Source organism: Mycobacterium sp. DBP42 (assembly GCF_005924235.1).
Lineage (GTDB): Bacteria > Actinomycetota > Actinomycetes > Mycobacteriales > Mycobacteriaceae > Mycobacterium > Mycobacterium syngnathidarum.
On record NZ_VCMY01000007.1, the window covers coordinates 164,331 to 189,823 of the forward strand.

The window sequence follows — 25,493 nt, forward strand, 5'->3', positions numbered from 1 at the left end:
CTGAATTATTGCCATCCGGGCTCAAAAAACTGTAACGTGTTCTAGTTAAGAGCACCGATACGGGAGGCCCACCGTGACTACCGAACATGCCGGCATCAGAGAGATCGACACCGGCGCCCTGCCAGACCGCTACGCGCGGGGTTGGCACTGCCTGGGACCGGTCAAGAATTTCGTTGACGGTCAGCCGCATTCCGTGGAGGCGTTCGGCACCAAACTGGTGGTTTTCGCCGACTCCAAGGGCGAGGTGAAGATTCTCGACGGCTACTGCCGGCACATGGGCGGTGACCTGTCGCAGGGAACCATCAAGGGTGACGAGGTGGCCTGCCCGTTCCACGACTGGCGCTGGGGCGGCGACGGCAAGTGCAAGCTCGTCCCCTACGCCAAGCGCACCCCGCGCCTGGCCCGCACCCGGGCTTGGCACACCGACGTGCGCGGCGGCCTGTTGTTCGTGTGGCATGACCACGAAGGCAATGACCCGCAGCCCGAGGTGCGCGTTCCCGAGATCCCCGAAGCCGCGAGCGACGAGTGGACCGAGTGGCAGTGGAACTCGATGCTGATCGAGGGCAGCAACTGCCGCGAGATCATCGACAACGTCACCGACATGGCACACTTCTTCTACATCCACTTCGGTCTGCCGACGTACTTCAAGAACGTCTTCGAGGGCCACATCGCCTCGCAGTACCTGCACAACGTCGGCCGCCAGGACATCGGCGGCATGGGGACCCAGTACGGCGAGTCGCACCTGGATTCCGAAGCCTCCTACTTCGGGCCGTCGTTCATGATCAACTGGCTGCACAACAACTACGCCGGCTACAAGGCCGAGTCGATCCTGATCAACTGCCACTACCCGGTGACCCAGGACTCGTTCATGCTGCAGTGGGGCGTCATCGTCGAAAAGCCCAAGGGTATGGACGACAAGACCACCCAGAAACTGGCCGACGCGATGACCGACGGCGTCAGCCAGGGCTTCCTGCAGGACGTGGAGATCTGGAAGCACAAGACCCGTATCGACAACCCGCTGCTGGTCGAGGAGGACGGCGCCGTCTACCAGATGCGCCGCTGGTACCAGCAGTTCTACGTCGATGTCGCCGACATCACACCCGACATGACCGACCGCTTCGAGATGGAGATCGACACCACCGCGGCCAACGAGAAGTGGCACGTGGAGGTCGAGGAGAACCTGAAGCTTCAAGCCGAACAGAAGTCGGCCGAGAAAGAAACAGCGCAGTCCAGCTGATGACGAAACGCAACGAGCGGAGCCAGGCGCCGGAGGTCGAGGACCTGGCCCGCTCGATGCTGTTGCTGCACGGCGGCCACGATGACGACGATCATCACGGTGGCGGCAACGCGGGCTCCTCCGGCGGATCATGGGCCAAGGCGCCGAGTTTCGCATCCGACCCGCAACGGGCCGCTGCGGTGCGTGAGTCCAGCGCCCGCGACCGTGAGCGCTACCTGACCTCGGGCCTGGTGTCGGTGGACTGCCGGTTCTGCCACGTGGCGGTGCAGGTGAAAAAGCTCAGCGCGGAACACACCTCGGTGCAATGGAATTCCGAGGCGGTGCGACGTTGTGCGACGTTCGAAGAGATACGTTCCTCCGGTGGCGACCCGGCCCGGGCCCGGTCATGTCCGCGGCTGAGCGACAGCATCAAACATGCCGTCGCCGAGGGATGCCTGGAAGAGGTGTCCTCGGCCCCCTCCCCCGGCGACGGCTGATCCTCATTGCCGAGCGGTCCCCCGCAAGCGAGAGGCCGACAAAACTGCCCAATTTCGCGTGAAATTGGGCAGTTTTGTGTCTGGTCACGGGAACTAGAGTCCCTTGAAACGCTCCTTGACCGCCTCGTCGGTCAAGCCGTAATCAGCCAGCGAGTACGTGTGCTTGGGCGCCCGCGGCCCCTGCTTGCTGGCGTTGTGACTGTCGATCATCGCCTGCCGGGCAGCCTCGGTGAAGTCCAGGCCGAACGTGCGGTAGATGCCTTCGACTGCCCCGATCGGGTCTGATACGAACTCGGAATAGTCGACGTCACAGAACTGGGCCGGATCGTGTTTGGCCCGTTCGGTATTGAACAACTCCAAGCCGCGCGACCAGGTTTCCATGGCGTCCTCACCGATCACGTTCCCGGTGAACGTGTTGGACCAGCCGGCCGTCGTGTGCTGCGACAGCGAGCACATCGAGGCCATGATCGTCTCCGCCGGTCGATGGCATTGCACGACCAGAGCGTCCGGGTACACCTTGAACAGCGCATCCAAGGCGAACAAGTGGCTGGGGTTCTTGAGTACCCAACGCTTTTCGGGCTCGTTCAGACCGATCAGCTGCAGGTTCTTCCGATGCCGCCGATAAGACTTGGTCCAGTCTTGCCGGGCTAGCCACCGCGAATAGGTCGGAACGTGAGCCAGGGTCTCGTAGGACACCGAGTGCAGCGACTGGCGTAGCAACTGCCAGCATTCCTCGACCTCGTCGGCGGTCATGAAGTGCAGGCCGGTGTAATCCGGGTTCTCCTCGTGCGCCTGCTTGAACCTGGCATCGAGCGCGCTGAACACCGGGTTGTCCGGCCAGGTTTCCCGTGGCGGGCGCGGCTGCGGGAACTCCGCCAGCCACATCTCCAGACCCTGATGCATCGGGTCTGCGGCCAGCAGCCGGTGGATCACCGTGGTCCCGGTGCGGGGCAGGCCGGTGACGAAGATCGGCCGCTCGATCGGCACATCGGCGTGCTGCGGATGCTGCTTGAACGCGGCTTCCGAGACGAGACGAGCCACCAGCGCATTTCGGGTGAAGAAGCGCTGCATCTTGCTGCCGAGTTCGGTCAGATCGGCGTCGCGCTGGTAGGACTCGAGCAGCACGCCGAGCGCTTCGAGGTAGTTGTCGTCGTCGGTGCCGAAATCTTCCAGACCGCAGGCCTTCACCGCCGAGGCGTGTAGGTCCTCTACGGTGCCCACGTTGGTACGCGGCGCGCCGCTCATGGCTCGACTCCTTCTCGCTCCGGTCCTCGCTCGTTCCTCGCTCGTCGTCGCCTTCGCATCATGCTTTGTATTCTCCGCAGTTCACGTCGAGGGCCTGGCCGGTGACGCCGCTGGACAGATCGCTGGCCATGAACAGGATCGCCGAGGCCACCTCGTCCTCGGTCGGCAGCCGCTTGAGGTCCGACCCGGCCGCCGAGGCGTTGTAGATCTGCTCGACGGTAGTGCCGTACTTCTGGGCCTGATGGTTGAAGTAGCCCTCCAGGGTCTCACCCCAGATGTAGCCGGGCAGCACCGAGTTCACCCGGATGCCCTTCTCCCCCAACTCGGTTGCGAGAGTCTGCGACATGGACAGCAGGGCCGACTTGGCCATCTTGTAGGCGCCGTACTTGGCCTGCGAGTGCCGCACGACCATCGAGTTCACGTTCACCACCGAGCCTTTGGCGGCTTCCAGGGCCGGAGTGAAGCCCTGGGTCATGCGCAGGGCGCCGAACACGGTCAGCTCGATGGCGTCCCGCATGTGCTCGAACGTGGTGTTCGCGAACGGCTTCATCGACGGCACCCGGAACGCGTTGTTGATCAGCACGTCCGCCTTGCCGTACTCCTCCATCGTGCGGGCCACCAGATTGGCGACCTGCTCGTCATCGGTGATGTCGGTGCCCACCGCGAGCGCACGACGCCCCAGTGCCGTCACCTCTTTGGCGACGTCCTCCAGCCGCTCCACCGTCCGGGCGGCCAGCACGATGTCCGCCCCGTTCTCCGCACATCGGCGCGCCAGCGTCGTCCCGAGGCCGGGTCCGACACCACTGATCACCACTACCTTGCCATCGAGCAGCCCGGTCACGGTCAGCCCACCATCCTCTCGCCAATGAGCTTTTGCCGCAGCGCAATTCGCGCGCGCCAGTCTTCGTCGGAAATCTTGTTGCTCTCGTAGTACGGCAGCTTCGAGGCCACTGCGTCGAGGTCGACGATTTCGCACGTCGGCCCGTCCTCGGCAGTCAGCTCACGTGAGACGCGCTGCCAGCGGAACTGCACGTATCCCTTGAGATGCCCCAGCGTCTCGCACCAGTTGGTGACACCAGGGTTGTTCTCGGACACCACGATGCGGATCTTGCCGTCCGGGTCGGCTTGCGCCTGGGCGCCGTTCAGCGAGGTCTGATGGTTGATGTAGTCGAGCGAGATGTACCAGAGGCTCCCGAGCTGGAAGCCCAGGTAGGGCGCATCGGGCACCGGCAGCGTGATGATCATGGCCTGGTCCGGCGTCATGTCGTAGTGCCCGACCGACGAGTACTGGGTGGCGAGCCCGCCGGGTGTCAGGCGGGGTTCGGTCAGCGTGTTGACCGGCAGGTTGTCATAGAACCACTTGGGGAACTGCAGCCACGTCTTGACTCGCTGCACCAGTTGCTTGCCCGCGACGGCGTAACGCTTCTCGATCAGCTCTTTGGTCAGCGGCGCCGGGGCGGTTCCTGCCGTGTCGGTGCGCGAGACGCTGATGGAGCCGCGCTGCGCCGACCAGTCGTTGTAGACCTCGCGGATCAGCAGCTGCGACGGGGTTGTCGGGGTGAAGCGGTACTCGAAGGTGCCGTCGGCGGCGATGTCGAGTTCCCGATCGTCGAATGCGGCCTGGCTGATCGGCACGTTGTCGTCGGTGTACTCACCGCCGAGGATCTGGAAGCTCAGATCAGTGGTGGTGCCGCGCTTGCCGGTGACGACGTACTCGTGTCCGGGCTGCACGCGGGTACCGAAGTACAGGGTGTCGGGGTTGTCCAGGGCCATCTTGGTGAAGGGCCCGGTTCCGCTGTGCAGGAACGGGTGGTCGCGGTCGTAGTTGAACCCGACATGGGTGCAGGCAGCGATACACCCGGCCAGGTACTGCAGGCCCTCGAGGAGATCCGCTTCCGACTCTATGAACGGCGCGGCGGTCACCAAGCGTTCCGCCTCGGCGATGGCGTCAGCCAGTGGTTGTGAGTACATCCAGCATCTGCTCTCTCGGTCCAATATTGGACCGTGGTGGTAGAGTTTCCTACCTGACACTAGAACGTGTTCCAATGCGAGTCAACGCCCCGGGAGGGCCCGATGCCAGACAACGAGCCGGCCGGCCGTGCCTCACCGCCCACCGCCCGGGTGGTGGCCATCCTGGATTTTCTGTCCCGCCATCCGCAGGATCGATTCGGGCTCTCCGAGCTCACCCGCCGAGTCGGACTGAGCAAGCCGACGTGCTTGGGCATCCTGAGCACACTTGTCGACGCCGGCTACCTGATCCGCGACGACGGCGACAAGACCTACCGTCTGGGACCGAGCTTGATCACCCTGGGGCACGCAGCCCAGGAGTCGATGCGCGTCAACCCGGCGGCGCGCGCCGAGTTACACGCACTGTCAGCCGCTTTCGACACCTCCGTGGGCCTGACAGCGGTGGTCGACGACCGGATCACCGTGCTCGAGCTGGTCGGGCCGCCGGGCCGTGATCCCGGCGTGCGGGTAGGCCAGAGCTATCCGTTCGCTCCGCCGGTCGGCTTGATGTTCGTGCTGTGGGATGACAATGCGCTGCGGACCTGGCTGGCCAAGGCGCCGACGATCCCGCTGCGCACCGAATCCGCCCGGCTGCAGCGCGTGATCGAAAACTGCCGCGCCGACGGGTATCTGGTGGAACGACTGACTCCCGGTGGTCGCAGGCTCTACGCACTGATGGCGGGAATGTCGACCAACCTGCCCGACGAACTACGCGCACTGCTCAGCGAGCTGGTCTCCGACATCGGCGAACGGGTCTACCTGCGCGATGAGGGCGGAACCGACGGACGCTCGGATATCAGCGTCATCTCCGCACCGGTGTTCGACCACTACCAACGTCAGGTCATGGCGGCCTCACTGCACATCGGAACGGCCTTGACCGACAACGAGATCGCCGAGCGGGCCGAGGCGCTGGTGGCAACGGCCGACGCGCTCACCGCCCAACTGGGCGGTGTCAAACCCCGGCGCTGAACCCGCTCAGAAGTTGTTGCAGGTGTCGAAAACCGTCTGCAACAACCCCAGATACGGCTGGTTGGCCGGTTGAGCGGCGATGCCCTCGGCCATGCGCTGCCGCTGATCCCGTGGCGAATCCAGGAATTGCCCCAGGACCGACTGCACCGCCGGCGATGCACCGGCCATGGGACTCTGCGCATTGAGCGCGCCCATCACCTGTGAATAGTTGCAGGTGGTGTTCACAGCCGAATCAAGCCTGGGGTCTGCGGACGCGACCCCCGCCCCGGCAGAAAGGGACATTGCCAAGGCGCCGACGGCAACTGCCGCTTTTATCTGCGATCGTTCATTCATGCGTAGACCTCCTCCCCCCGATGCCCGGACTCTACCCGTCGATCGTGAATGTGCTTGCGCGTTTTGGCAATTTGCTGCTTTGTCGACGAATTTTATTAATTTCCACAAGAAATAGTTTGCGGTGGCGCCAACCGAAGACCCAGGAGTCAGCGCTCGTCTGACGGAAGCAGGAGGGACCGCACGACCGGCCGCGGAGCGGTGTCCCGCAGCAACGCGCTGGCCGGCCGCTGGCGCACCCGTTGCGGCCACCAGAACCACGGGCCCAGCAGCGCGGCTATGGACGGCGTCATGAGCGCACGTACCACCAGGGTGTCCAACAACAGGCCGATGCCGATCGTCGAACCCACCTGACCGATGATTCGCAGATCACTGACCACCATCGACATCATGGTGAATGCGAAGACCAGACCGGCTGCCGTCACGACCTTTCCACTGCCGCCCATGGCGCGGATGATCCCGGTGTTGATGCCCGCATGGATTTCCTCCTTCATCCGGGACACCAGCAGCAAGTTGTAATCGGACCCGACGGCCAACAGCACGATCACGGACATCGCGAGGACGAGCCAGTGCAGGTTTATGCCGAGAATGTGCTGCCAGATCAGCACCGACAGCCCGAACGCCGCACCGAGGGACAGCGCCACCGTGCCGACGATGACCAGCGCGGCGATCAGGCTGCGCGTCACCAACAGCATGATGACGAAGATCAGACACAGTGCGGCCACGCCGGCGATCAGCAGATCGTAAGTGGAGCCGTCGCGCATGTCCTTGAACGTCGGAGCCGTGCCTGCCAGGTAGATCCTGCCGTGCTCCAGCGGAGTCAGCTTGAGCGCCTCTTCGGCCGCGTCGACCACTGCGTTGACCCGTGAGATGCCTTCGGGCGTGGCGGGATCCCCGCGGTGGGAAATGATGAAACGGGCCGACTTTCCATCGGGTGAGAAGAACAGGTTCATCGCACGTTTGAAATCCTCGTTCTGGAGGACTTCGGGCGGAAGGTAGAAGGAGTCGTCGTTTCGGGCGGCGTCGAAGGCCTGTCCCATGGCGGTGGCGTTCGTGCTCATCTCGTCCATCAAAGCGAAGGTGCCGGCCATCGTGCTGTGCATGGTCAGCAGCGCGGACCGCATCGTCTTCATGCTCGCGATCATCTTCGGGAACTGTCCCATCAGCTGGGGCATGAGCACGTTGAGCTTGTCGGTCTCTTTGCTGAGATCACTCATCTGGTCCGAGACCGCGTCGACCCCGTCGAGGGCGTCGAACAGAGACCGCGTCGACCAACAGAAAGGAATGTCGAAGCAGTGCGGTTCCCAGTAGAAGTAGTTGCGGATCGGCCGGAAGAAGTCGTCGAAATCGGCAACGTGGTCACGGAGCTCATCGGTGACCTCCGCCAATTCACGCGTATTCTCTGTCATTCGATCCGTCGTGCTGACCATTTGCTGACCGATACCGTACAGCCGCTGCGTGATGTTGATCAGCGTGGTGATGTCGTCGGCCTGCTTCAACAGGTCCTCCATACGATTCCGCTGGAACGGCAACACCTGCTGCTGATTGGCGCTCTGCAAGCTGAGCAGAAACGGGATCGACGTCCGATCGATCGGGTTCCCCTCGGGACGCGTTATCCCCTGCACGCGGGAGATGCCCTGAACAGCGAAGATTCCCTTGGCCAACTTGTTCAACACGAGCAGATCCGCCGGATTACGCATATCGTGGTCGGCCTCGAGCATCAAGATGTCAGGCGTCATCCGGGACTGCGGAAAGTGCCTCTCGGCAGCGGCGTATCCGACGTTGGCAGGAATGTCTCCAGGGACATAGAGGCGGTCGTTGTAGCTGGTCTCGTAGGCCGGCAACGCCAACAAGCCGGTAAGTGCGATCACACAGGCGGTGACCAGAATGGGTGCCGGCCATCGGACGATCGCCGTCGCCAGCCTCCGCCACCGGCGAACGATGATTTTTCGCTTGGGTTCGAACAGCCCGAAACGCCCGCCCACCAAGAGCACCGCAGGAACCAGGGTGAGCGCGACCATGACCGCGACAACCATCGCCGTGGCAGTCGGAACACCCATGGTCTGGAAATAGGGCAGTCGAGCGAAGCTCAGGCAGAAGATCGCTCCGGCGATGGTCAACCCAGAGCCCAATACCACCTTGCCCACGCTCTGAAATGTGGTGTAGAAAGCGGCTTCCCGTTCTTGCCCGGCCTGTCGCGCCTCCTGATACCGGCCGAGGAAAAATATGCCGTAGTCGGTTCCGACCGCGATGCCGAGCGACACCAGCAGGTTGACCGCGAACGTCGAAAGCCCGATGACCTGGTGCATTCCGAGGAATGCCACCACTCCCCGCGCAGCCTGAACCTGGATACCCACCATGGCCAGAAGCAGCACCGCAGTGACGATCGACCGGTAGACCAGCAGCAGCATCGCGAGGATCACCACGAGTGTGACGATGGTGATCTTGATGATCGATTTGTCGCCGGCATGGTTCATGTCCGCGACCAGCGGCGCGGGGCCGGTGACGTACGCGTTCAGCCCCGAGGGTGCCGGCGTCCGAGCCACGAGGCCCCGGATCGCCTCTACGGATTCGGTCGCCAGCGATTCGCCTTGGTTACCAGCAAGATTCAGCTGGACGTAGACCGCCTTGTCGTCGGCGCTCTGGACCGCCGGCGCGGTGAGCGGATCGCCCCAGTAATCCTGCACGTGCTGCACGTGGCGGGTGTCGGCCTTCAGCTGCCGCACCAGGTCGTCGTAATAGCGGTGCGCCTCGTCGCCCAGAGGCTCCTGGCTCTCCAGAACGATCATCGCCACACTGTCGGAATCCGATTCACCGAAATTCCGGCCGATCTGCTGCATCGCCTGAAACGACGGGGCATCTTTCGGTACCAGCGACACCGAATACTGCCGTCCCACTTGTTCGAGCGACGGGATGGCGAAGGTGACGACAGCGACGAACACCAACCAGCCGAGAATGATCGGCACCGCCAGTCGGTGAATGATCCTCGCAATACGCGGTGGCTTGTTGCTCACCACGATCAGCGTTCGTCGGGGTTGAGCAACAGGGAACGAACCAGCGGCCGCGGCCCGATCGGCCGCAGCATCGCACTGGCCGGTCGCTGTCGAACATGCAACGGCCACCAGAACCATCTGCCCAGTAGGGCGGCGATGGACGGTGTCATGAACGCCCGCACGATCAGGGTGTCGAACAGCAAGCCGATCCCGATGGTGGAACCCACCTGGCCGATGGTGAGCACATCGCTGGCCAACATCGCCAACATGGTTGCGGCAAACACCAGGCCCGCGATCGTCACCACTTTTCCGCTACCGGCCATGGCGCGGATGATGCCCGTGTTGATGCCCGCCGCGATCTCCTCTTTCATCCGGGACACCAACAGCAGGTTGTAGTCAGACCCGACTGCCAACAGGATGATGAGTGCGATCGCCAGCACGATCCAGTTCAACTGGATTCCCAGAATGTGCTGCCAGATCAGGACCGACAAGCCGAAAGCGGCGCCGAGCGACAGAGCCACCGTCCCCACGATCACCAAGGCCGCGACGAGGCTTCGAATCATGATCAGCATGATGATGAAGATCAGGCACAGCGCGGCGATTCCGGCGATCATCAGGTCATAGGTCGACCCGTCCACCTGATCTTTTGCCATCGCCGAGCTTCCGGTCAAGAAAAGCTTGGCGCTCTCCAACGGCGTCCCCTTGAGTGCCTCCTCGGCGGCCGTTCTGATCGGATCGACGCGCGCGATACCCTCGGGCGTCGCGGGATCCCCGCGTTGTGAGATGAGCAGGCGCGCTGTCTTCCCGTCCGGCGACAAGAACACGTCCATGACCCGCTTGAAGTCCGCGTTCTTGAAGACCTCGGGCGGGATGTAGAAGGAGTCGTCATTCCTGGCATCGTCGAATGCCCGGCCCATGGCGGTGGCACCATCGGACATCTCGTCCATCTGCGCCAGCACCCCCGCCATGGTGCTGCGCATCGACAGCATCATGGTCCGCGTGCTCCGCATCGTCGCGATCATCGCGGGGAACTGGGCGATCATCTGCGGCATCAGCAGGTTGAGCTGATCGAGGTTGCCGATCAGCTCATGCATCGACACGGTGAGTTGATCCACACCGTCGAGTGCCTCGAACAGAGACTTGATCGACCAGCAGAGCGGGATGTTGAAACAGTGCGGCTCCCAGTACAAATAGTTTCGGACCGGGCGCCAGAAGTCGTCGAAGTCCGCCATGTGGTCCCGCAACTCCAGCGTGGTGTCTTCGAGTTCGTGCGTCTTGCCCACCAGATTGTTGGTCGTCACGGCGAGTTGCTGCATCAGTGCGTACATGCGTTCCATCACCGCGATGGTTTTCGAAATTTCGTCGGCCTGGACGAGCAGGTCGTTCATGCGGGCCTTCTGAAACGGCAGGAGCTGCAACTGGCCGGCGTTCGACGAGCTGATGATGAACGGAATCGTGGTGTGCTTGAGCGGAATACCTTCCGGCCGGGTCGCCGCCTGTACCCGGGCCACGCCGGGCACCGCCAGAACGCCCTTGGTCAGCCTGTTCAACACCAGAAAGTCGGATGCGTTCCGCATGTCATGATCGGCCTCGACCAGCAGGACGTCCGGCGACGCCATCAACGACTGCTGAAAGTGCCTGCCGGCAGCTTCGTAACCGGCGTTGGCGGGAATGTCCTTCGGCAGATAGTTCTGGTCGTTGTAGCCGGCCTGATACGCCGGCAGCGCCAGCAGGCCGATCAATGAGACCGCGCAGGCGGCGACCAGAATGGGTGCGGGCCAGCGAACGATCGCAGTCCCGATGCGGCGCCACCGGCGCGCAATGATCTGGCGCTTCGGCTCGAACAATCTCATTCGACTGCCCAGCGAGAGGACCGCCGGAATCAGTGTCAGGGCCACCGCCACCGCCACCACCATGCCCAGGGCGCACGGAATGCCAAGCGTCCGGAAGTACGGCAAGCGGGTGAAGCTGAGGCAGAAAACGGCACCGGCAATGGTCAATCCGGATGCCAGCACCACCTTTCCGACGCTGCGATACGTGGTGTAGAACGCCAGTTCCTTGTCCTCGCCGGCCTGACGCGCCTCCTGGTAGCGCCCGACGAAGAAGATGCCGTAGTCGGTCCCCGCCGCGATGCCCAGTGTCACCAGGAGATTGACCGCATACGTGGAAAGGCCGATGAGACCCTGATCCCCGAGAAATGCGACCACCCCGCGCGCTACCTGCAATTGAATGCCTACCAGGAACAGCAGGATCACGGCGGTGAAGATCGATCGGAAGAAAAAGAGCAACATCGTCAGAATCACGGCGAGGCTCAGACCTGTGACGAGCAGGACGGTCTTGTTGCCACTCGCGCTCAGATCGGCCACCATCGCCGCCGGACCGGTGACATACGCCTGGACGCCAGGAGGCGGTGAACTCCGCTCGACGATCTCCCGGACCGATTCCAGGGACTCGTTCGACGCAGCCTGGCCGAGGTCGCCGGCGAGCCCCATCTGGACGTAAACGGCCTTGCCATCGGCGCTTTGCGCCGCGCCGGCCATCAGCGGGTCGCCCCAGAAATCCTGCACATGCTGCACATGTGCCGTGTCGGCCTTGAGCTGGCGAACCAGATCGTCGTAGTAACGGTGCGCTTCATCGCCGAGCGGCTGATGCCCCTCCAAGACGATGATCGCCGCGCTGTTCGAGGTGGCTTCGCCGAAGTTCCGGCCCATCCGCTGAATCGCCTCGAACGACGGCGCGTCGTTGGGTATCAGCGATACGGAGTGCTCTTTCTCGACCTGCTCCAGCGGCGGAACCACCGCACTCAGCAGATATGCGATCACCAACCACCCGAGGATGATCGGCACCGCGAGCAGGCGGATCGCACGCGCGATGAGCGGCGGTTTGCGGCTGGTCTCCGGGCTGGTCATGCGGCCTTCAAAAGACAGTAGGTAAAGGCGCTTACGCCATTCTCGACCCGCTCCGCCTTGACCTCGTCATCGACGATGATGCGGCAGCCGATTCGGTTGCTATCGCCTTGTGCGATGACATTGACCAATGCCGTGGCCTCGGTCATCGGAAACTTCAATGACCACGGCAAGCTTGCTCCCTCGACAAACTGAGGCTCCGCGTCGACGTCGAAGTAGCTGATGTTGGCCACCGTTCCCGGCGGGCCAAACACCTCGTACACCAACTGTTTAGGGTCGTAAGGCTTGCGTTCCTCCAGTTCGGTGTCGGCGTACGTAGGGCGGGTCTGAGAGCCGAACACACCGTGCAGCCGCATGACGGTGAATCCCCCGGCACCGAGGACCACCAAGATCAACAGCGGAATCCAAATCCGCTTCAGAACCCCCACGTTTCACGAACCCCCTGAATTCGCAGCCTATTCCGGACCATCCGTGCCACGAGACTGGGCGAAGTGTATCGACCGCAATCCTCGACCAGGCACCGACGGGTCTGACGCAGCCGGCATTCGGAGCCAGCCACGCTGGACGGTCACGGCAGACCCACGACAGCTCGGGCGGGACAGCTCGAACCTGACAAGTACATCATTCAGGCCACCTCCATATCGGTCCACTCCCAAGGTGATACGCGATCGTAATGCATTCGGGGCACCTCCGACCCGGGAACGGATTAACTCAGCTAACAAGTCTCAGATTGCTGACGGCCAACTGTGCGTCCGCTGTACGTCGGAACCATTCCGCACCTGATCCGCACGGCCACCGCCATTCGAGAAGAAGTCCAGAATCGCGGAGTTCACCACTTCCGGCCGTTCCAGGAAACCAAGGTGGCCGGTATCGGGAATCTCGAGATATCGCCCGTGGGGCAAGGCATCTGCCACCTCCGCTCCGAGGTGCGGCGGCATCACGAGGTCGTCGGCGAAGCCGATGACGAGCACGTCGGTGGTGATGGCCCGGTATGAGGGCCTCCGGTCACTCTGCGGCGCGACGCCGTACTGGGCACGGATACCCGGTGTCACCTTCGCCGGCCATCTGGTGAACATGTCTATCCAGTCCCGAACGGTGTCCTCGTCGTTCAACGTCCTCGGCGAAAAGTTCTCAAGCAGACGAAGTTTCGCGTCATAGGTGGCAGGCAGTCGCACACCTGCCTCGGCCAGGTCCCGTTCGGCGATACCGAAGAACTCTCGGGCACGGTCGTGGCGGGCGCGGGTGGCCATCAACGCGGCCTGGCTTACCAGTTCGGGGCGCGACAGCATCAGTTCCTGTGCGATGTACGAGCCCATCGAAACCGCCACCACCCGGACTGGAGATATGTCGAGCCGCTCGATCAGTTCGACCGTGTCGGCCACCATCGTTGCCGACGTGAACCCTTCGGCGTCCGACGTGGCTCCCACGCCCCTGTTGTCGAAGGTGATCACGCGATAGCCGGCGGCACGAAACGCGGGCACCTGAAAAAGATCCCAAGTCCGCCCGAGACCTCCCTGACCGGCGATGAACAACACCGGTTCGCCGTCGCCGCGGTCGTCGTAAGCCAGGTTCACCTTCCGATCCTCGAATGCGGTCATGCGTCCAAGCGGGCGAATTCGCCCTGCCGGTATTGATCGACACAGGCAGCGCGCCGGACCTTGCCACTCGTGGTGATCGGGATCGAACCGGGCGGCACCAAAACCAGATCCGCGACCCCGAGACTGTGCGTGTTGAAGATCGCCGACGTCACTTCACGTTTCACCGCCGAGAGTTGGTCCACGGGCTGCTCGGCAGACTCGGGCCGTTTCCTGTACTCGATGATGACGACGAGTTTCTCGGTATGACCGTCCGGGACCGCGATGGCCGCACACCGGCTCCGGCTGATCTCCTGGATCGTTGCCTCGATGTCGTCGGGAGAATGGTTGCGCCCGTACACGATCAGCAAATCTTTGATGCGTCCGATGACATACAACTCGCCGTCGAACATGAATCCCGAGTCCCCGGTGCGCAGCCACGGCCCCTCCGGCGTTCCGGCCGACGGTGAAACGATGCGCGCACCGAACGTCGACTCGGTCTCGCGGACCCTGTTCCAATAGCCGCTGGCCACGTTGGCACCGTGCACCCAGATCTCCCCTATGGTTCCCGGCGGGCACTCGGCGTGAGTCTCGGAGTCGACGATCCTGATCGTGGGTGAGACCGGGATGCCGTAACTGACCAGCGGCGTGCCCGTTCCGTTCTCACAGCGCTGGGCGGCACCGGCAGTCAACGGTTCGGATTCGAATCGCACGATCGCCGGCGGTTCACCCGATTCCCGGGTCGCGATGTACACCGTGGCTTCAGCCATCCCGTAGGACGGTCGTATCACGGCTGGATCCAGGTTGAACCTGGCAAACCGCTGGGTAAAACGTTCCAGCGTTGCCGGGTGCACTCGCTCGCTGCCGGTGATGATCACGAGCACATCCGAGAGGTCGAGCCCGGCCATGTCCTCGTCGGACGTCTTGCGCACCGCCAACTCGAACGCGAAATTCGGTGCAGCCGTGTAGGTACGGCCATTGGTCGCCAGCATCTGTATCCACCGCGCCGGACGCTGAAGAAATGCCACGGGGCTCGTCAGCACAGCTGGGACACCCGAGAGCACCGGCCCACAGACGCCCAGATACAGACCCATGTCGTGATAGAAGGGCAGCCACGAGACGATGGTCGAGCCCTCTGGGACCACGTTTCCGAACTCGGCGAAGTAGCCGGACATCAGCTGTTCGAAGTTGGCCAACAGGTTTCGGTGCGACATCATCACCCCGGCCGGCTGCCGGGTCGACCCAGATGTGTACTGCAAATACGCGGTATCCGTGGGATTTTCGCTGTGCGAACCGGTCCCGGCAGGAGCATCGAGATCCAGCGTGTCGACCTCGACGATCGTCGGGGCCTCCAGGTCGTTTGCCGTGAGGTAGTCGGCAACCACACCGGCGACCGCCGAGGTGGTGAGGATGACCGTCGGCTCCGCATCTTGAAGCACCGAGCCGACCCGCTCGTCGCTGACACCGCCCATGGGAACCGCCAACGGAACCGCGATCCGGCCCGCCTGTAGCGCACCGAAGAACGCGACGATGTAGTCCAGCCCCTGTGGCGCCAGGATGAGGGCGCGGTCACCGGGTGAACCGGATCGGCCGATCTCCCGCGCCAGGTTGCACGCACGCCGATACAGCTGCGAGTACGTAAGGCTCTCGGCCGAGCCGTCCAAATTACGTTCATAGTCAACAAACGTCATCGCCGTGTCGTCGCCCTGCAGACCCGCACGCTCCTGCAGCAACGTCAAAATTGATGCCTCGCCCACGCCAGTCAGAGTATCGCGGCAAGCGCACCGACATATCCGGATCAGCCAGCAAACTAAATTTGAGTCGACTTATGAATCACATGCACGTCATTCCGCACTCATCTGTCGAAGTAGGCTAAATGTTGCCCCGAAAGCGGCGAAATGCCTCTGATCTTGACCGATATGAGTTGATCAGGCGATATGCCCCGAAGTAGTTGAAATCGCCTGCATCTCAGCTGCGGATTGATCCGATCGCGAGACAACTTTGCGCAGCGAACATACTGTTACGTTTGTGAGCGCCCGCGACGGGCGTTGAGCGGCTAATGGACCCTCGCTACCAGCGATCAAATTCTGCGGCTCGGCGTACGAATGCAGGCATTCGGCCTCATCGCGGATGAACCGCGGAAAGGCTTGCCGGGAGGAGTTGCAATTGAATGCATCTGAAATCGTGGGCGGAGCGCTTCCGGAAACGGATACCGGGATCGGCGCGGCACGCATGCCCGCCGCACAGGTCACCCCGGTCGCCATCATCGGGATGTCCTGCCGCCTGCCGGGTGGCATCGATTCCCCCGAGCGCCTGTGGGAAGCCTTGATTCGCGGTGACGACCTGGTCACCGAGGTTCCGCCCGACCGTTGGGACGCCGACGAATACTACGACCCGGAGCCAGGGGTTCCCGGCCGATCGGTGTCGAAGTGGGGTGCCTTCCTGGACGACGTCGCGGGCTTCGACGCCGAGTTCTTCGGCATCAACGAACGTGAAAGCGCCGCACTCGATCCGCAGCAACGGTTGTTGCTGGAGACCGCCTGGGAGGCGATGGAGCACGCGGGCCTCACGCGAGATGCGCTGGCCGACTCGTCGACCGGGGTGTTCGTCGGAATGACGCACGCCGACTACCAGATGCTGGCGGCCGACGCTCAGGCGCTGGAGGCGGCATATGGCTTCAGCGGCAACAACTTCAGCCTGGCCTCCGGCCGGATCGCTTACGCACTCGGAGTGCACGGCCCTGCGCTCACCGTCGACACGGCGTGCTCCTCCGGCCTGACGGCAGTTCACCTGGCATGTCGCAGCTTGCACGAGGGCGAGAGCGATTTCGCCCTGGCGGGCGGTGCCACCCTGGCTTTGGATCCGCGCAAGTTCGCTTCGGGTTCGGCCGAGGGCATGCTGTCGGCGACCGGACGCTGCCACGCGTTCGATGTCGCAGCCGACGGGTTCGTGAGTGGTGAGGGCTGCGTCGTGGTCCTGCTCAAGCGGTTGTCCGACGCCCTGCGGGACGGTGACCGGATCCTTGCCGTGGTACGTGGTACGGCCGCGAATCAGGACGGTCATACCGTGAACATCGCGACACCGTCGGATGCAGCACAGACCGCGGTGTATCAGGCAGCGTTGAGCGCGGCCGGCGTCGATCCCGGCACGGTCGGAATGGTCGAGGCGCACGGCACCGGGACGCCCGTCGGCGATCCCATCGAATATGCCAGTCTGGCCAGGGTATACGGCGTCGACGGCCCTTGCGCACTGGCGTCGGTCAAGACCAACCTCGGGCATGCCCAGGCAGCCTCGGGTGCTGTCGGGCTGATGAAGGCGGTCCTGGCCGTGCAGCATGGTGAGGTTCCGCAGAACCTGCATTTCACCCGTCTGCCCGACAAGCTCGCCGCTATTCCGACCAATCTCTTTGTGCCGCAGGAGACGACCCCATGGTGCACCAACGGGCACCATCCCCGGCGCGCAGCGGTCTCCTCCTACGGCCTGTCGGGCACCAATGTTCACGCGATCGTGGAGCAAGCGCCGGTAGGAGGCCGGGAACCCGAGACGGCCGAGTCACCCGAGTCCTTGCTGTTCCCGTTGTCATCCACCTCCGCCGACGAGCTGCGGCGCACCGCGGGCCGGCTCGCCGACTGGGTGGAAGCACACGACGATGTAGCCCTGACGGATCTGGCCTACACGTTGGCCTGCCGCCGCGTACACCGGCCGGTACGCACTGCGGTAAGTACCGGCAGCCGAACGGAACTTGTTGCCGCCTTGCGCGAAGTCGCCGACGGTGACGCCCCCTATCAAGCCGCGGTGGGGCGCGACGACCGAGGGCCGGTCTGGGTGTTCTCCGGTCAGGGCTCGCAATGGGCCGGAATGGGCGCCGATCTGTTGGCGACCGAACCCGTGTTCGCCGCCACCGTGGCACAGGCAGAGCCGGTTATCGCGGCAGAGTCGGGATTCTCTGTGACCGAGGCGATGTCTTCTCCGGAAACCGTGACAGGCCAGGACCGGCTACAGCCGACCTTGTTCACCATGCAGGTCGCCATGGCCGCCACCATGAGAGCACACGGGGTCCACCCCGGCGCGGTCATCGGACACTCCCTGGGAGAGGGCGCGGCAGCTGTCGTCGCTGGGGCGCTCACGCTGGAAGACGGGTTGCGACTCATCTGCCGCCGGTCCCGGCTGATGTCCCGGATCGCCGGCAAGGGCGCCACTGCGGCCGTGGAACTGCCGGCCAAACAAGTACTTTCGGAGTTGACGGGTCGCGGCATCAACGACGTTGTGGTGGCCGTGGTGGCTTCGCCGAAGTCCACCGTCGTCGCCGGCACCACGCAGACGGTGCGAGACCTGGTGGCGGACTGGGAACAACGTGGGATCATGGCCCGCGAAGTCCCGGTCGACGTGGCCTTCCATTCACCACAGGTGGAACCGATCGTCAGCGATCTCACCGAGGCGCTCAAAGATCTCAAACCCATGACTCCGGAGATCCCGTTCTATTCGGCGACCCTGTTCGACCCACGGGAGCAGCCGGTCTGCGATGCCCAGTACTGGGTCACCAACATGCGCAAGATGGTCCGCTTCGCCACCGCGGTGCAAGCTGCGCTGGAAGACGGCCACCGGGTCTTCGCCGAACTTTCGCCGCATCCACTGCTGACCAGGGCTCTCGAACAGACAGCCGCCGGCCGCGAGACGCCGATGGCCGCCCTGGCGGCGATGCGCCGTCAACAATCGATGCCGAACGGACTGCGCGGACTCCTGGTCGACCTTCACAGTGCCGGCGCCGCGGTCGATTTCTCGGTATTGAACCCCCGAGGTGAGCTGGTCGACGCCCCGCTGCCGACCTGGACGCATCGCAGGCTCTGGCTCAGTGGCGGTGGTAACGAAGCCCCGACCCATGGCGGTTGCACCATCTCGGTTCATCCGCTGTTGGGGGCGAACGTCCGACTGCACGAGGAACCGGAGCGCTACGTGTGGCAGGCCGATGTCGGCACCGTCGCCCAGCCGTGGCTTGCCGATCACCAAGTTCGCTCGGTTGCCGTGCTTCCGGGCGCTGCCTACTGCGAGATGGCGCTGGTTGCCGCCGCGACCGTGCTGGGCGACGTCTGCGAAGTCCGCGACATCCGGTTCGAGCGGGCACTCCTGCTGGATGGACAGACGGTGGTCGCGTCCTTTGCATCGATGTCGTCACCCGGTGTCGCCGCCTTCACAATCGAGACCGACGAGGACGGTCAGCCGGTGCGCCACGCGACAGCCATCCTGCGGGCCGCGGCAGACGAGATTCCGCCCAGCTACGACATATCCGCGATCGTGACCGCCCATCCCTGCCCCGACGACGGCGCCGAGGTGCGTAATCGCGTGGGCCAGCACGGCATTCAGTACGGCCCGGCGTTCACCGGCCTCGTCACCGTTCACACCGGTGAGGCGGAGGCGCGCACGGTGCTCGCCGAGGTGGCGCTTCCCCGTTCGATCCGCTCACAGCAGGACGCGTACGGGGTGCACCCGGCACTCCTGGATGCGTGTTTCCAATCGGTCGAGGCACATCCCGATGTCCAGGCGCTCGGCGACGTATTGGGGTTGCCGCTGGGGGTGCGACGGATACGCAGGTACGGTCCGGCCCGCAACGCGCACTACTGCTATACGCGATTGACTGCCGTCGACACCACAGGCATCGAAGCCGACATCGACGTTCTCGACCAGGACGGCGCTGTGCTGCTGAGTGTGCAGGGATTGCGCCTGGGCACGGGCACATCCGCAAGCGCACACCACGACCAGGTTCTCAGCGAGAGACTGCTCGCAGTCGAATGGCGTCAGCGGGAACTGCCAGAGGTGGAATACGCAGACGCCGGATCTTGGCTGGTGATCAGCGCTGCCGCCGGCCCGGACGTAGTTGCCGACAAGCTGTGCGGCATCCTGAAAGACCGTGGCGCACTGTGCACCAGCATGAGTTGGCCGAACCAGGCTGACGACTCACTCACCTGTGAGCAGCTCGGCAGTCATCTACGGGCCGGCCGATTCACCGGAGTGGTCATCGTCACCGCTGCGAATGACGGTGAACACGCCGACCAGTCACCGTTGTTGGGACGAGAATACGTCCGCCATCTGGTCCACATGACCCGTGAATTGCCGGAGATAAGCGGCGAACTGCCCCGCCTGTATGTCGTGACCCGCAATGCGCAGACCGTGGTGGCCGGCGATGTGGCCAATCTGGATCAGGCTGAGTTACGTGGTCTGATCCGGGTCATCGGCACCGAGCATCCCCATCTGGCCGCCACGCAGATCGATGTGGACCAGACCGTCGACGTGGAGCAGTTGGGCGCACAGCTGCTCAGCGGATCAGAGGAAGACGAGACCGCGTGGCGCAACGGACGGTGGTATACCGCCCGGCTGTGCATCGCACCGCTGCGTCCCGAGGAGCGGCAGACCACCATCGCCCATCACGAGCGCGACAGGATGCGGCTGCAGATCCGCATGCCCGGGGATCTGGAGTCGATGGAACTCGTAGCCTGCGAACACGTTCCACCGGGACCGGGGCAGATCGAGGTTGCAGTCACCGCCTCAAGCATCAACTTCGCCGATGTCCTGGTCGCTTTCGGCCGCTATCCCGCCTTCGACGGCCAACTCCCCCAGCTCGGTATCGATTTCGCAGGAGTCGTGACCGCGGTCGGGCCCGACGTGACGGACCACCAGGTCGGTGACCGGGTGGGCGGTCTGTGTGCGGATGGTTGTTGGGGGACGTTCGTCACCTGCGACGCACGCCTGGCCGCCCCCTTGCCGGCCGGGTTGTCCGACGCCGAGGCGGCGGCGCTGACGATCGCCACGGCCACGGCCTATTACGGCCTCAACGACATGGCGCGCATCAAATCCGGTGACAAGGTACTCATCCACTCGGCGACGGGCGGCGTCGGTCAGGCGGCGATGGCCATCGCCCGCGCTGCCGGCGCGGAGATCTTCGCGACGGCCGGCAGCGAGCAGCGCCGGCAGTTGTTGCGGGACATGGGTGTAGAGCATGTCTACGATTCCCGGACCCTGGAGTTCGCCGATCGGATACGTCAGGACACCCAGGGATACGGCGTGGACATCGTGCTGAACTCGGTCACCGGCGCTGCCCAGCGTGCAGGCCTCGAATTGCTGGCCTTCGGGGGACGATTCGTGGAGATCGGCAAGCGCGACATCTACGGTGATACCCGGTTGGGTCTGTTCCCCTTCCGGCGCAATCTCTCGTTCTACGCCGTCGACCTGGCGCTGATGTCGGTCAGCCATCCGGACCGACTCCGGGAGCTGCTGTCCACGGTGTACCTGCTGAGCGCTGAAGGCGACCTGCCGATGCCCGAGTTCACCCGGTACCCGCTTGCCGACGCGGCAAACGCCATCCGGCTGATGAGCAGTGCCCAGCACACCGGCAAGCTCGTGCTCGACATCCCGCACACCGGCTCCAGCCGGCTTGTGGTTCCACCGTCACAGGTCCGGGTATACCGGCCGGACGGCGCGTACATCGTGACCGGTGGTCTCGGTGGCCTCGGCTTGTTCATGGCCGAGAGAATGGCGGCCAACGGGTGTGGTCGCATCGTACTGTCCTCCCGCTCGCAGCCGAGCGAGACGGTATCGAAGATCATCGACCGCATCCGTGCGACCGGTGTCGACATTGTCGTCGAGTGCGGCGACATCGCCGATCCGAACACCGCCGAACGGTTGGTGGCGGTGGCCACCGCCGGCGGGCTCCCGGTGCGGGGGGTGCTGCACGCGGCGGGAGTGATCGAGGATGCCGCGCTGACCAACATCACTGACGAGCTCATCGAGCGGGACTGGGCACCAAAGGTTTACGGTGCCTGGAATCTGCATACCGCTACCGCCGACCAGCCTCTGGACTGGTTCTGTTCGTTCTCGTCGGCGGCGGCACTCGTCGGTTCCCCCGGGCAGGGGGCCTACGCCGCGGCCAACAGCTGGCTGGATGCCTTCAGCCTGTGGCGCAGGTCCAAGGGGCTACCGGGTACTGCCATCGCTTGGGGTGCATGGGGGCAGATCGGCCGCGGCACCGATCTGGCCGAAAGCGCCGGAATCGCCATCGCGCCCGACGAGGGTGCGTATGCGTTCGAAGCATTGCTGCGTCACGACCGGGCGTACACCGGATACGCGCCGATCGCGGGAGCGCCGTGGCTGTCCGTATTCGCCGAGCGCAGCCCCTTCGCGGAGGCATTCCGATCGATCGGCCGAAGCAGCACGGGCACAAGCAAGCTGCGGGCTGAACTTGACGATCTACCACTTGAGGAATGGGCGGCCAAGCTGCGGCATGTGATCTCCGATCAGATCAGTGTGATCCTGCGTCGCAGTGTCGATCCTGACCGCCCCCTGTCCGAATACGGCATGGATTCACTGGGCGCACTCGAACTGCGCACCCGCATCGAGAACGAAACCGGAATACGGATCTCGGCAACAGGAATCACCACCGTGCACGGCTTGGCAGATCTGCTGTGCGAGAAGCTCGCACCGGCAGGAGCGGTGTAAGCCATGTGGGGACCATTACTGCTGCTGGCAATGTTGTTCACAGTCAATCCCGTGCGCCTCGGGATCCTCCTTCTGGTGCTCTCGCGACCACGGCCCATGCAGAATCTGCTCGTTTACTGGATCGGCATCCTCGTAGTCGGCCTTGCCTATTTGCTCATCCCGTTGGTCTTACTCCACTCCACACCGACGTCAGCTGCACTGACGAGGAGTTTCGGGCAGCCGACTGAGAGCCCCACCGTCCAGCTCATTGTGATTACCACAGGTGCGCTCCTGTTGCTGATCGCCATCGTGCTGGTGACCCGTTCGTTCGAGCGAACACCGAGCAGTCGTGCCGCGTACACGCGGGATCGGGGCCAGGACGCGGACGAGCCGGGTGGGAAGTTCGATCTGGCTACGCTGCCGGCTATCTCTCGGCTGGTACGTCCCGCACAGGATACGATGCCAGAAAAGAACTCTCGGACTCAGCGGATCCTGGCCAGCGCGCGCGAGGCGTGGCAGAGCGGCTCTCCCTGGATTTCGCTCATCATCGGCCTCATGGTGTTGCCCGCCGACGGAGTTGTATTTGCCCTGGCCCTCATCGTTGCCTCAGGCGCCGGAATCACGACGCAAATCGGTGCCGCCATCGTGTTCCTGATCGTCGCGCTAAGCGTTGAAGAAGTCATCCTGGTGAGCAATATAGTTGCACCGGAGAAGACCGAAGTGGTGCTGCGGCGTTTGCATGAGCTGGCACTTGCTCACCACCGAAAGTTCATGGCAGCCATCCTGGCATTGGTTGGGGTCTCGCTGATAGTCCGGGCGACCGGCGTCATCTGATGCGCAATGTTCTCGACCTGCTCGATCAGACGATGTTCGACTTCGGGCAAGCTTCAGAATCGGCCACCCTTCTGCAGTGTGTCTGGGTGTATGACCATGCTATTGACATCGACGGTCTGCGGCGGTTCCACGGCCATCTTGAGCGGGGACGGTTATCTCGCTGCATCGCAAAGTCTCCGTTGCCGTTCGGCCGCAGCCGCTGGGTGGCAACCGCGTGTACGTCCGACCTCGAGCTCGTCGAATCGGCCCGCCCGCGCGAAGCATTCGATGACTGGCTCGACGAGCAGGTCAACTTTCCACTCGACTCCGAGCACGGACCCGCATGGCACCTCGCCACCCTGCCGTTCACCGACGGCGGCGCCGGAGTGAGCCTGGTCGTCTCACACTGCCTCACCGACGGCGTCGGACTGTGGCAGGCGATGGCAGACGCCGCCCTCGGCCACGACGACCCGATCACCTGGCCCGACCCCACATCACGCGGACGGTGGCAAGCCATCTACCAAGACACCGGCCAAACCCTCAGAGACATCCCCGCCATCAGCCGTGCCATTGGTTCGGCAATTCGTTTCAGCCGTAAGAGTCGCAACGGCGCCAAGGCCGGCACAGCTCCGAAGGCCAAGTCACCTGCGCCACCAGTCGGAACCGAAGATTCGTACAACCTCCCGGTGGCAACGGTATTCGTCGACGCCGACGAGTGGGACGCCCGCGCCCGAGCACTCGGCGGAACGCGCAACACCCTGCTCGTAGGCCTGGCTTCTCTCCTCGCCCAGCGCGCCGGACGAGTGGCCACGGACGGTACCGTGGTCGTGACAGTTCCGGTGAACGAGCGCACCCCAGACGACACCCGCGCGAACGCCATCAGCGGCGTCCGAGTCACCATTGACCCCGCATCCGCGACAACAGATCTGAGCGACATCCGGGCCACGGTGAAACAAGCGCTGATTCGTCACCGGGACGTGCCCGACTCCGACGAGGCACTGAACGCGCTGGTCCCGCTGTTGTCCAAGCGCCTCCTCATGGCTGCCCGCAGTGCGACACGAGGTGCCGCGTTCAACCTCGTCGGCGCATCCAACGTCGGAGAGGTCGACGCCGCCGCCGGCCGGCCAGACGGCACACCAGCCGAATCCTTTGCCCTCAGACTGCACCACTTGGGTGTAGACAGGCCGGCGATGCAGCAGTATGGCGGATTACAGACAATGCTGTCGGGAACGGTGCAGGGGCGGGTTTTCGTCTCGCTGATTTCCTACCTCCCAGGCCGCCTCAACTCCAAAGATGAACTACGTCGGCAGCTTTCCACTGCCTTGAGCGAGTACTCGCTCGCCGGCACGTATCTGTGATCAATACGAATTGAGCGGTACGTCTTCGTCACAGACTTCGGCGGGCAGTCGGTGACTCTCGACGAACTCGCCGACGGAGGTCTTCGGCAACCCCCGGCAGTCGTCGAGGCCGGCCGCCCACTGCGTTGCCCGCCTGACGAAATCAGTTGTGTGGCAACATATTTTGACATACTTCGAAGCGACGGCAAGATTCATCGGTCCGCCCCCACACTGCCGTCGGAGCGCGACCCCGAAGGGCCGATGGCCCGAGCGGGCGGCTATTTGCCACGATTGCCTCCGCTCGATATTTGCGCCCGCACACAATACGGCTCGGGCAGATAAGAAAGCCGGAAAACCAATAGAGCCCGTAAGAATTCACCTGTACCCTGAAGGTCAGACAAATCATTACGGGATCCCGGGGAGGGTCCATGAAATCAATCCTCAAAATGCTGCTGTCTGGCTTTATTCTGATGCTGGGCCTTTGGTTGCTCTTGTTTGTCCCGGCCGGGACGTTGGACCATTGGAACGCCTGGCTCTTTTTCGCGGTGATCATTATCTCCTCGTGGGTCTCGAGTCTCTATCTCCTACGAAGGTCACCCGATGTGCTCGAACGCCGCATGCTTGCCACCGAAACGCGGCCGGTACAGAAACTCCTGGCCGGAACCAATTACCTTTTCTGGCTCGCACTGGTCGTCGTCAGCGCGCTCGACCACCGGTTTGGATGGTCCTCGGTCCCGACCCATATCTCCATAGTGGGATTTATCCTGATTTTGATTGCAATTGTCGGCATAACACTGGTCTTCGCGCAGAACACCCATGCAGCGACGACCATCCGAGTAGAAGAAGACCAACCACTCGTCTCTACCGGAATATACGGTCGAGTACGACACCCCATGTACACCTTTACCACCTGCTTATATTTAGGCACTCCCCTTGCGCTCGGATCCTATTGGGGCTTGATCTTCACGATTCCCGCCATCCTCATCTTCGCTTTGAGAATTCGCGACGAAGAAAAGTTACTCAAGGAAGAGTTGTTCGGTTACCACGACTACATACAGAAAGTTCCGCACCGCCTGGTACCGGGCATTTGGTGATAGCGCCGCTGGGGGGCGGCCGCCTCAGAGATGCTTCGAAAAACCC

Annotated in this window: 16 protein-coding genes; 7 read left to right on the forward strand and 9 right to left on the reverse strand. The window is 63.4% G+C overall.

Features of this window, described 5'->3' with window-relative positions; all coding sequences use genetic code 11:
* The first annotated feature begins 73 nt into the window (after nucleotides 1-73).
* The gene (locus E0T84_RS10785) at nucleotides 74-1,237 is read left to right on the forward strand and encodes a Rieske 2Fe-2S domain-containing protein (RefSeq protein ID WP_070186743.1); all 1,164 of its coding nucleotides are present in this window, start codon (nucleotides 74-76) and stop codon (nucleotides 1,235-1,237) included.
* On the forward strand, nucleotides 1,237-1,713 hold the full coding sequence (locus E0T84_RS10790) for a hypothetical protein (protein ID WP_138744445.1): 477 nt from the start codon (nucleotides 1,237-1,239) through the stop codon (nucleotides 1,711-1,713). The genes E0T84_RS10785 and E0T84_RS10790 overlap by 1 nt, the downstream gene beginning before the upstream one ends.
* Nucleotides 1,714-1,806: 93 nt before the next feature.
* Here E0T84_RS10790 and E0T84_RS10795 read toward each other — a convergent pair whose 3' ends face one another.
* The 3 genes from E0T84_RS10795 to E0T84_RS10805 are packed head-to-tail and all read right to left on the reverse strand — an operon-like array spanning nucleotide 1,807 to nucleotide 4,929.
* Nucleotides 1,807-2,958 carry a sulfotransferase gene (locus E0T84_RS10795; RefSeq protein ID WP_138744446.1) on the reverse strand — a complete coding sequence of 384 codons (1,152 nt, stop codon included), beginning with the start codon at nucleotides 2,956-2,958 and terminating at the stop codon, nucleotides 1,807-1,809.
* Nucleotides 2,959-3,016: 58 nt separating this feature from the next.
* The gene (locus E0T84_RS10800; RefSeq protein ID WP_138744447.1) at nucleotides 3,017-3,799 is read right to left on the reverse strand and encodes an SDR family oxidoreductase; all 783 of its coding nucleotides are present in this window, start codon (nucleotides 3,797-3,799) and stop codon (nucleotides 3,017-3,019) included.
* A 2-nt stretch (nucleotides 3,800-3,801) separates the two neighbouring features.
* The gene (locus E0T84_RS10805) at nucleotides 3,802-4,929 is read right to left on the reverse strand and encodes a hypothetical protein (RefSeq protein WP_070946189.1); all 1,128 of its coding nucleotides are present in this window, start codon (nucleotides 4,927-4,929) and stop codon (nucleotides 3,802-3,804) included.
* 102 nt (nucleotides 4,930-5,031) lie between these two features.
* Here E0T84_RS10805 and E0T84_RS10810 point away from each other — a divergent pair, with 102 nt between their 5' ends.
* Nucleotides 5,032-5,934, forward strand: a complete 903-nt coding sequence (locus E0T84_RS10810) for an IclR family transcriptional regulator (RefSeq protein ID WP_138744448.1) — start codon at nucleotides 5,032-5,034, stop codon at nucleotides 5,932-5,934.
* A 6-nt stretch (nucleotides 5,935-5,940) separates the two neighbouring features.
* On the opposite strand, the gene E0T84_RS10815 is transcribed toward E0T84_RS10810, so the two are convergent.
* From E0T84_RS10815 to E0T84_RS10840, 6 genes are all read right to left on the reverse strand, one after another.
* Nucleotides 5,941-6,267, reverse strand: coding sequence for a hemophore-related protein (locus tag E0T84_RS10815; RefSeq protein WP_138744449.1), 327 nt, complete (start codon nucleotides 6,265-6,267; stop codon nucleotides 5,941-5,943).
* Between the two features lie 146 nt (nucleotides 6,268-6,413).
* Nucleotides 6,414-9,287, reverse strand: a complete 2,874-nt coding sequence (locus E0T84_RS10820) for an RND family transporter (protein WP_249383615.1) — start codon at nucleotides 9,285-9,287, stop codon at nucleotides 6,414-6,416.
* Nucleotides 9,284-12,166: an RND family transporter gene (locus tag E0T84_RS10825; protein WP_138744451.1), complete on the reverse strand. Its 2,883-nt coding sequence runs from the start codon at nucleotides 12,164-12,166 to the stop codon at nucleotides 9,284-9,286. Before E0T84_RS10825 ends, E0T84_RS10820 begins: the two co-directional genes overlap by 4 nt.
* Entirely contained in the window at nucleotides 12,163-12,573 is a 411-nt protein-coding gene (locus tag E0T84_RS10830) for an MmpS family protein (protein WP_110765024.1), read from the reverse strand. Before E0T84_RS10830 ends, E0T84_RS10825 begins: the two co-directional genes overlap by 4 nt.
* Before the next feature lie 315 nt (nucleotides 12,574-12,888).
* Nucleotides 12,889-13,737, reverse strand: coding sequence for an alpha/beta fold hydrolase (locus E0T84_RS10835; protein WP_083284210.1), 849 nt, complete (start codon nucleotides 13,735-13,737; stop codon nucleotides 12,889-12,891).
* Between the two features lie 20 nt (nucleotides 13,738-13,757).
* The gene (locus tag E0T84_RS10840) at nucleotides 13,758-15,494 is read right to left on the reverse strand and encodes an AMP-binding protein (RefSeq protein ID WP_138744452.1); all 1,737 of its coding nucleotides are present in this window, start codon (nucleotides 15,492-15,494) and stop codon (nucleotides 13,758-13,760) included.
* Nucleotides 15,495-15,969: 475 nt separating this feature from the next.
* Here E0T84_RS10840 and pks2 point away from each other — a divergent pair, with 475 nt between their 5' ends.
* The 4 genes from pks2 (at nucleotide 15,970) to E0T84_RS10860 (ending at nucleotide 25,447) form a co-directional block, all read left to right on the forward strand.
* Nucleotides 15,970-22,224: a type I polyketide synthase gene (pks2, locus tag E0T84_RS10845; protein WP_138744472.1), complete on the forward strand. Its 6,255-nt coding sequence runs from the start codon at nucleotides 15,970-15,972 to the stop codon at nucleotides 22,222-22,224.
* A 3-nt stretch (nucleotides 22,225-22,227) separates the two neighbouring features.
* Complete coding sequence (locus E0T84_RS10850) at nucleotides 22,228-23,037, forward strand: GAP family protein (RefSeq protein WP_212757702.1); 810 nt, start codon at nucleotides 22,228-22,230, stop codon at nucleotides 23,035-23,037.
* Nucleotides 23,037-24,374 (forward strand): hypothetical protein, encoded by a 1,338-nt coding sequence (locus E0T84_RS10855; protein WP_138744453.1) that lies wholly within the window; start codon nucleotides 23,037-23,039, stop codon nucleotides 24,372-24,374. The genes E0T84_RS10850 and E0T84_RS10855 overlap by 1 nt, the downstream gene beginning before the upstream one ends.
* 407 nt (nucleotides 24,375-24,781) lie before the next feature.
* Nucleotides 24,782-25,447, forward strand: a complete 666-nt coding sequence (locus tag E0T84_RS10860; RefSeq protein WP_138744454.1) for an isoprenylcysteine carboxylmethyltransferase family protein — start codon at nucleotides 24,782-24,784, stop codon at nucleotides 25,445-25,447.
* Nucleotides 25,448-25,493: the final 46 nt, after the last annotated feature.

Coding starts and splice junctions, on each gene's coding strand:
- E0T84_RS10790 (WP_138744445.1), top strand. CDS start 1,237: ATGACGAAACGCAACGAGCGGAGCCAGGCGCCGGAGGTCGAGGACCTG.
- E0T84_RS10795 (WP_138744446.1), bottom strand. CDS start 2,958: ATGAGCGGCGCGCCGCGTACCAACGTGGGCACCGTAGAGGACCTACAC.
- E0T84_RS10805 (WP_070946189.1), bottom strand. CDS start 4,929: ATGTACTCACAACCACTGGCTGACGCCATCGCCGAGGCGGAACGCTTG.
- E0T84_RS10810 (WP_138744448.1), top strand. CDS start 5,032: ATGCCAGACAACGAGCCGGCCGGCCGTGCCTCACCGCCCACCGCCCGG.
- E0T84_RS10815 (WP_138744449.1), bottom strand. CDS start 6,267: ATGAATGAACGATCGCAGATAAAAGCGGCAGTTGCCGTCGGCGCCTTG.
- E0T84_RS10825 (WP_138744451.1), bottom strand. CDS start 12,166: ATGACCAGCCCGGAGACCAGCCGCAAACCGCCGCTCATCGCGCGTGCG.
- pks2 (WP_138744472.1), top strand. CDS start 15,970: ATGCCCGCCGCACAGGTCACCCCGGTCGCCATCATCGGGATGTCCTGC.
- E0T84_RS10850 (WP_212757702.1), top strand. CDS start 22,228: ATGTGGGGACCATTACTGCTGCTGGCAATGTTGTTCACAGTCAATCCC.
- E0T84_RS10855 (WP_138744453.1), top strand. CDS start 23,037: ATGCGCAATGTTCTCGACCTGCTCGATCAGACGATGTTCGACTTCGGG.
- E0T84_RS10860 (WP_138744454.1), top strand. CDS start 24,782: ATGAAATCAATCCTCAAAATGCTGCTGTCTGGCTTTATTCTGATGCTG.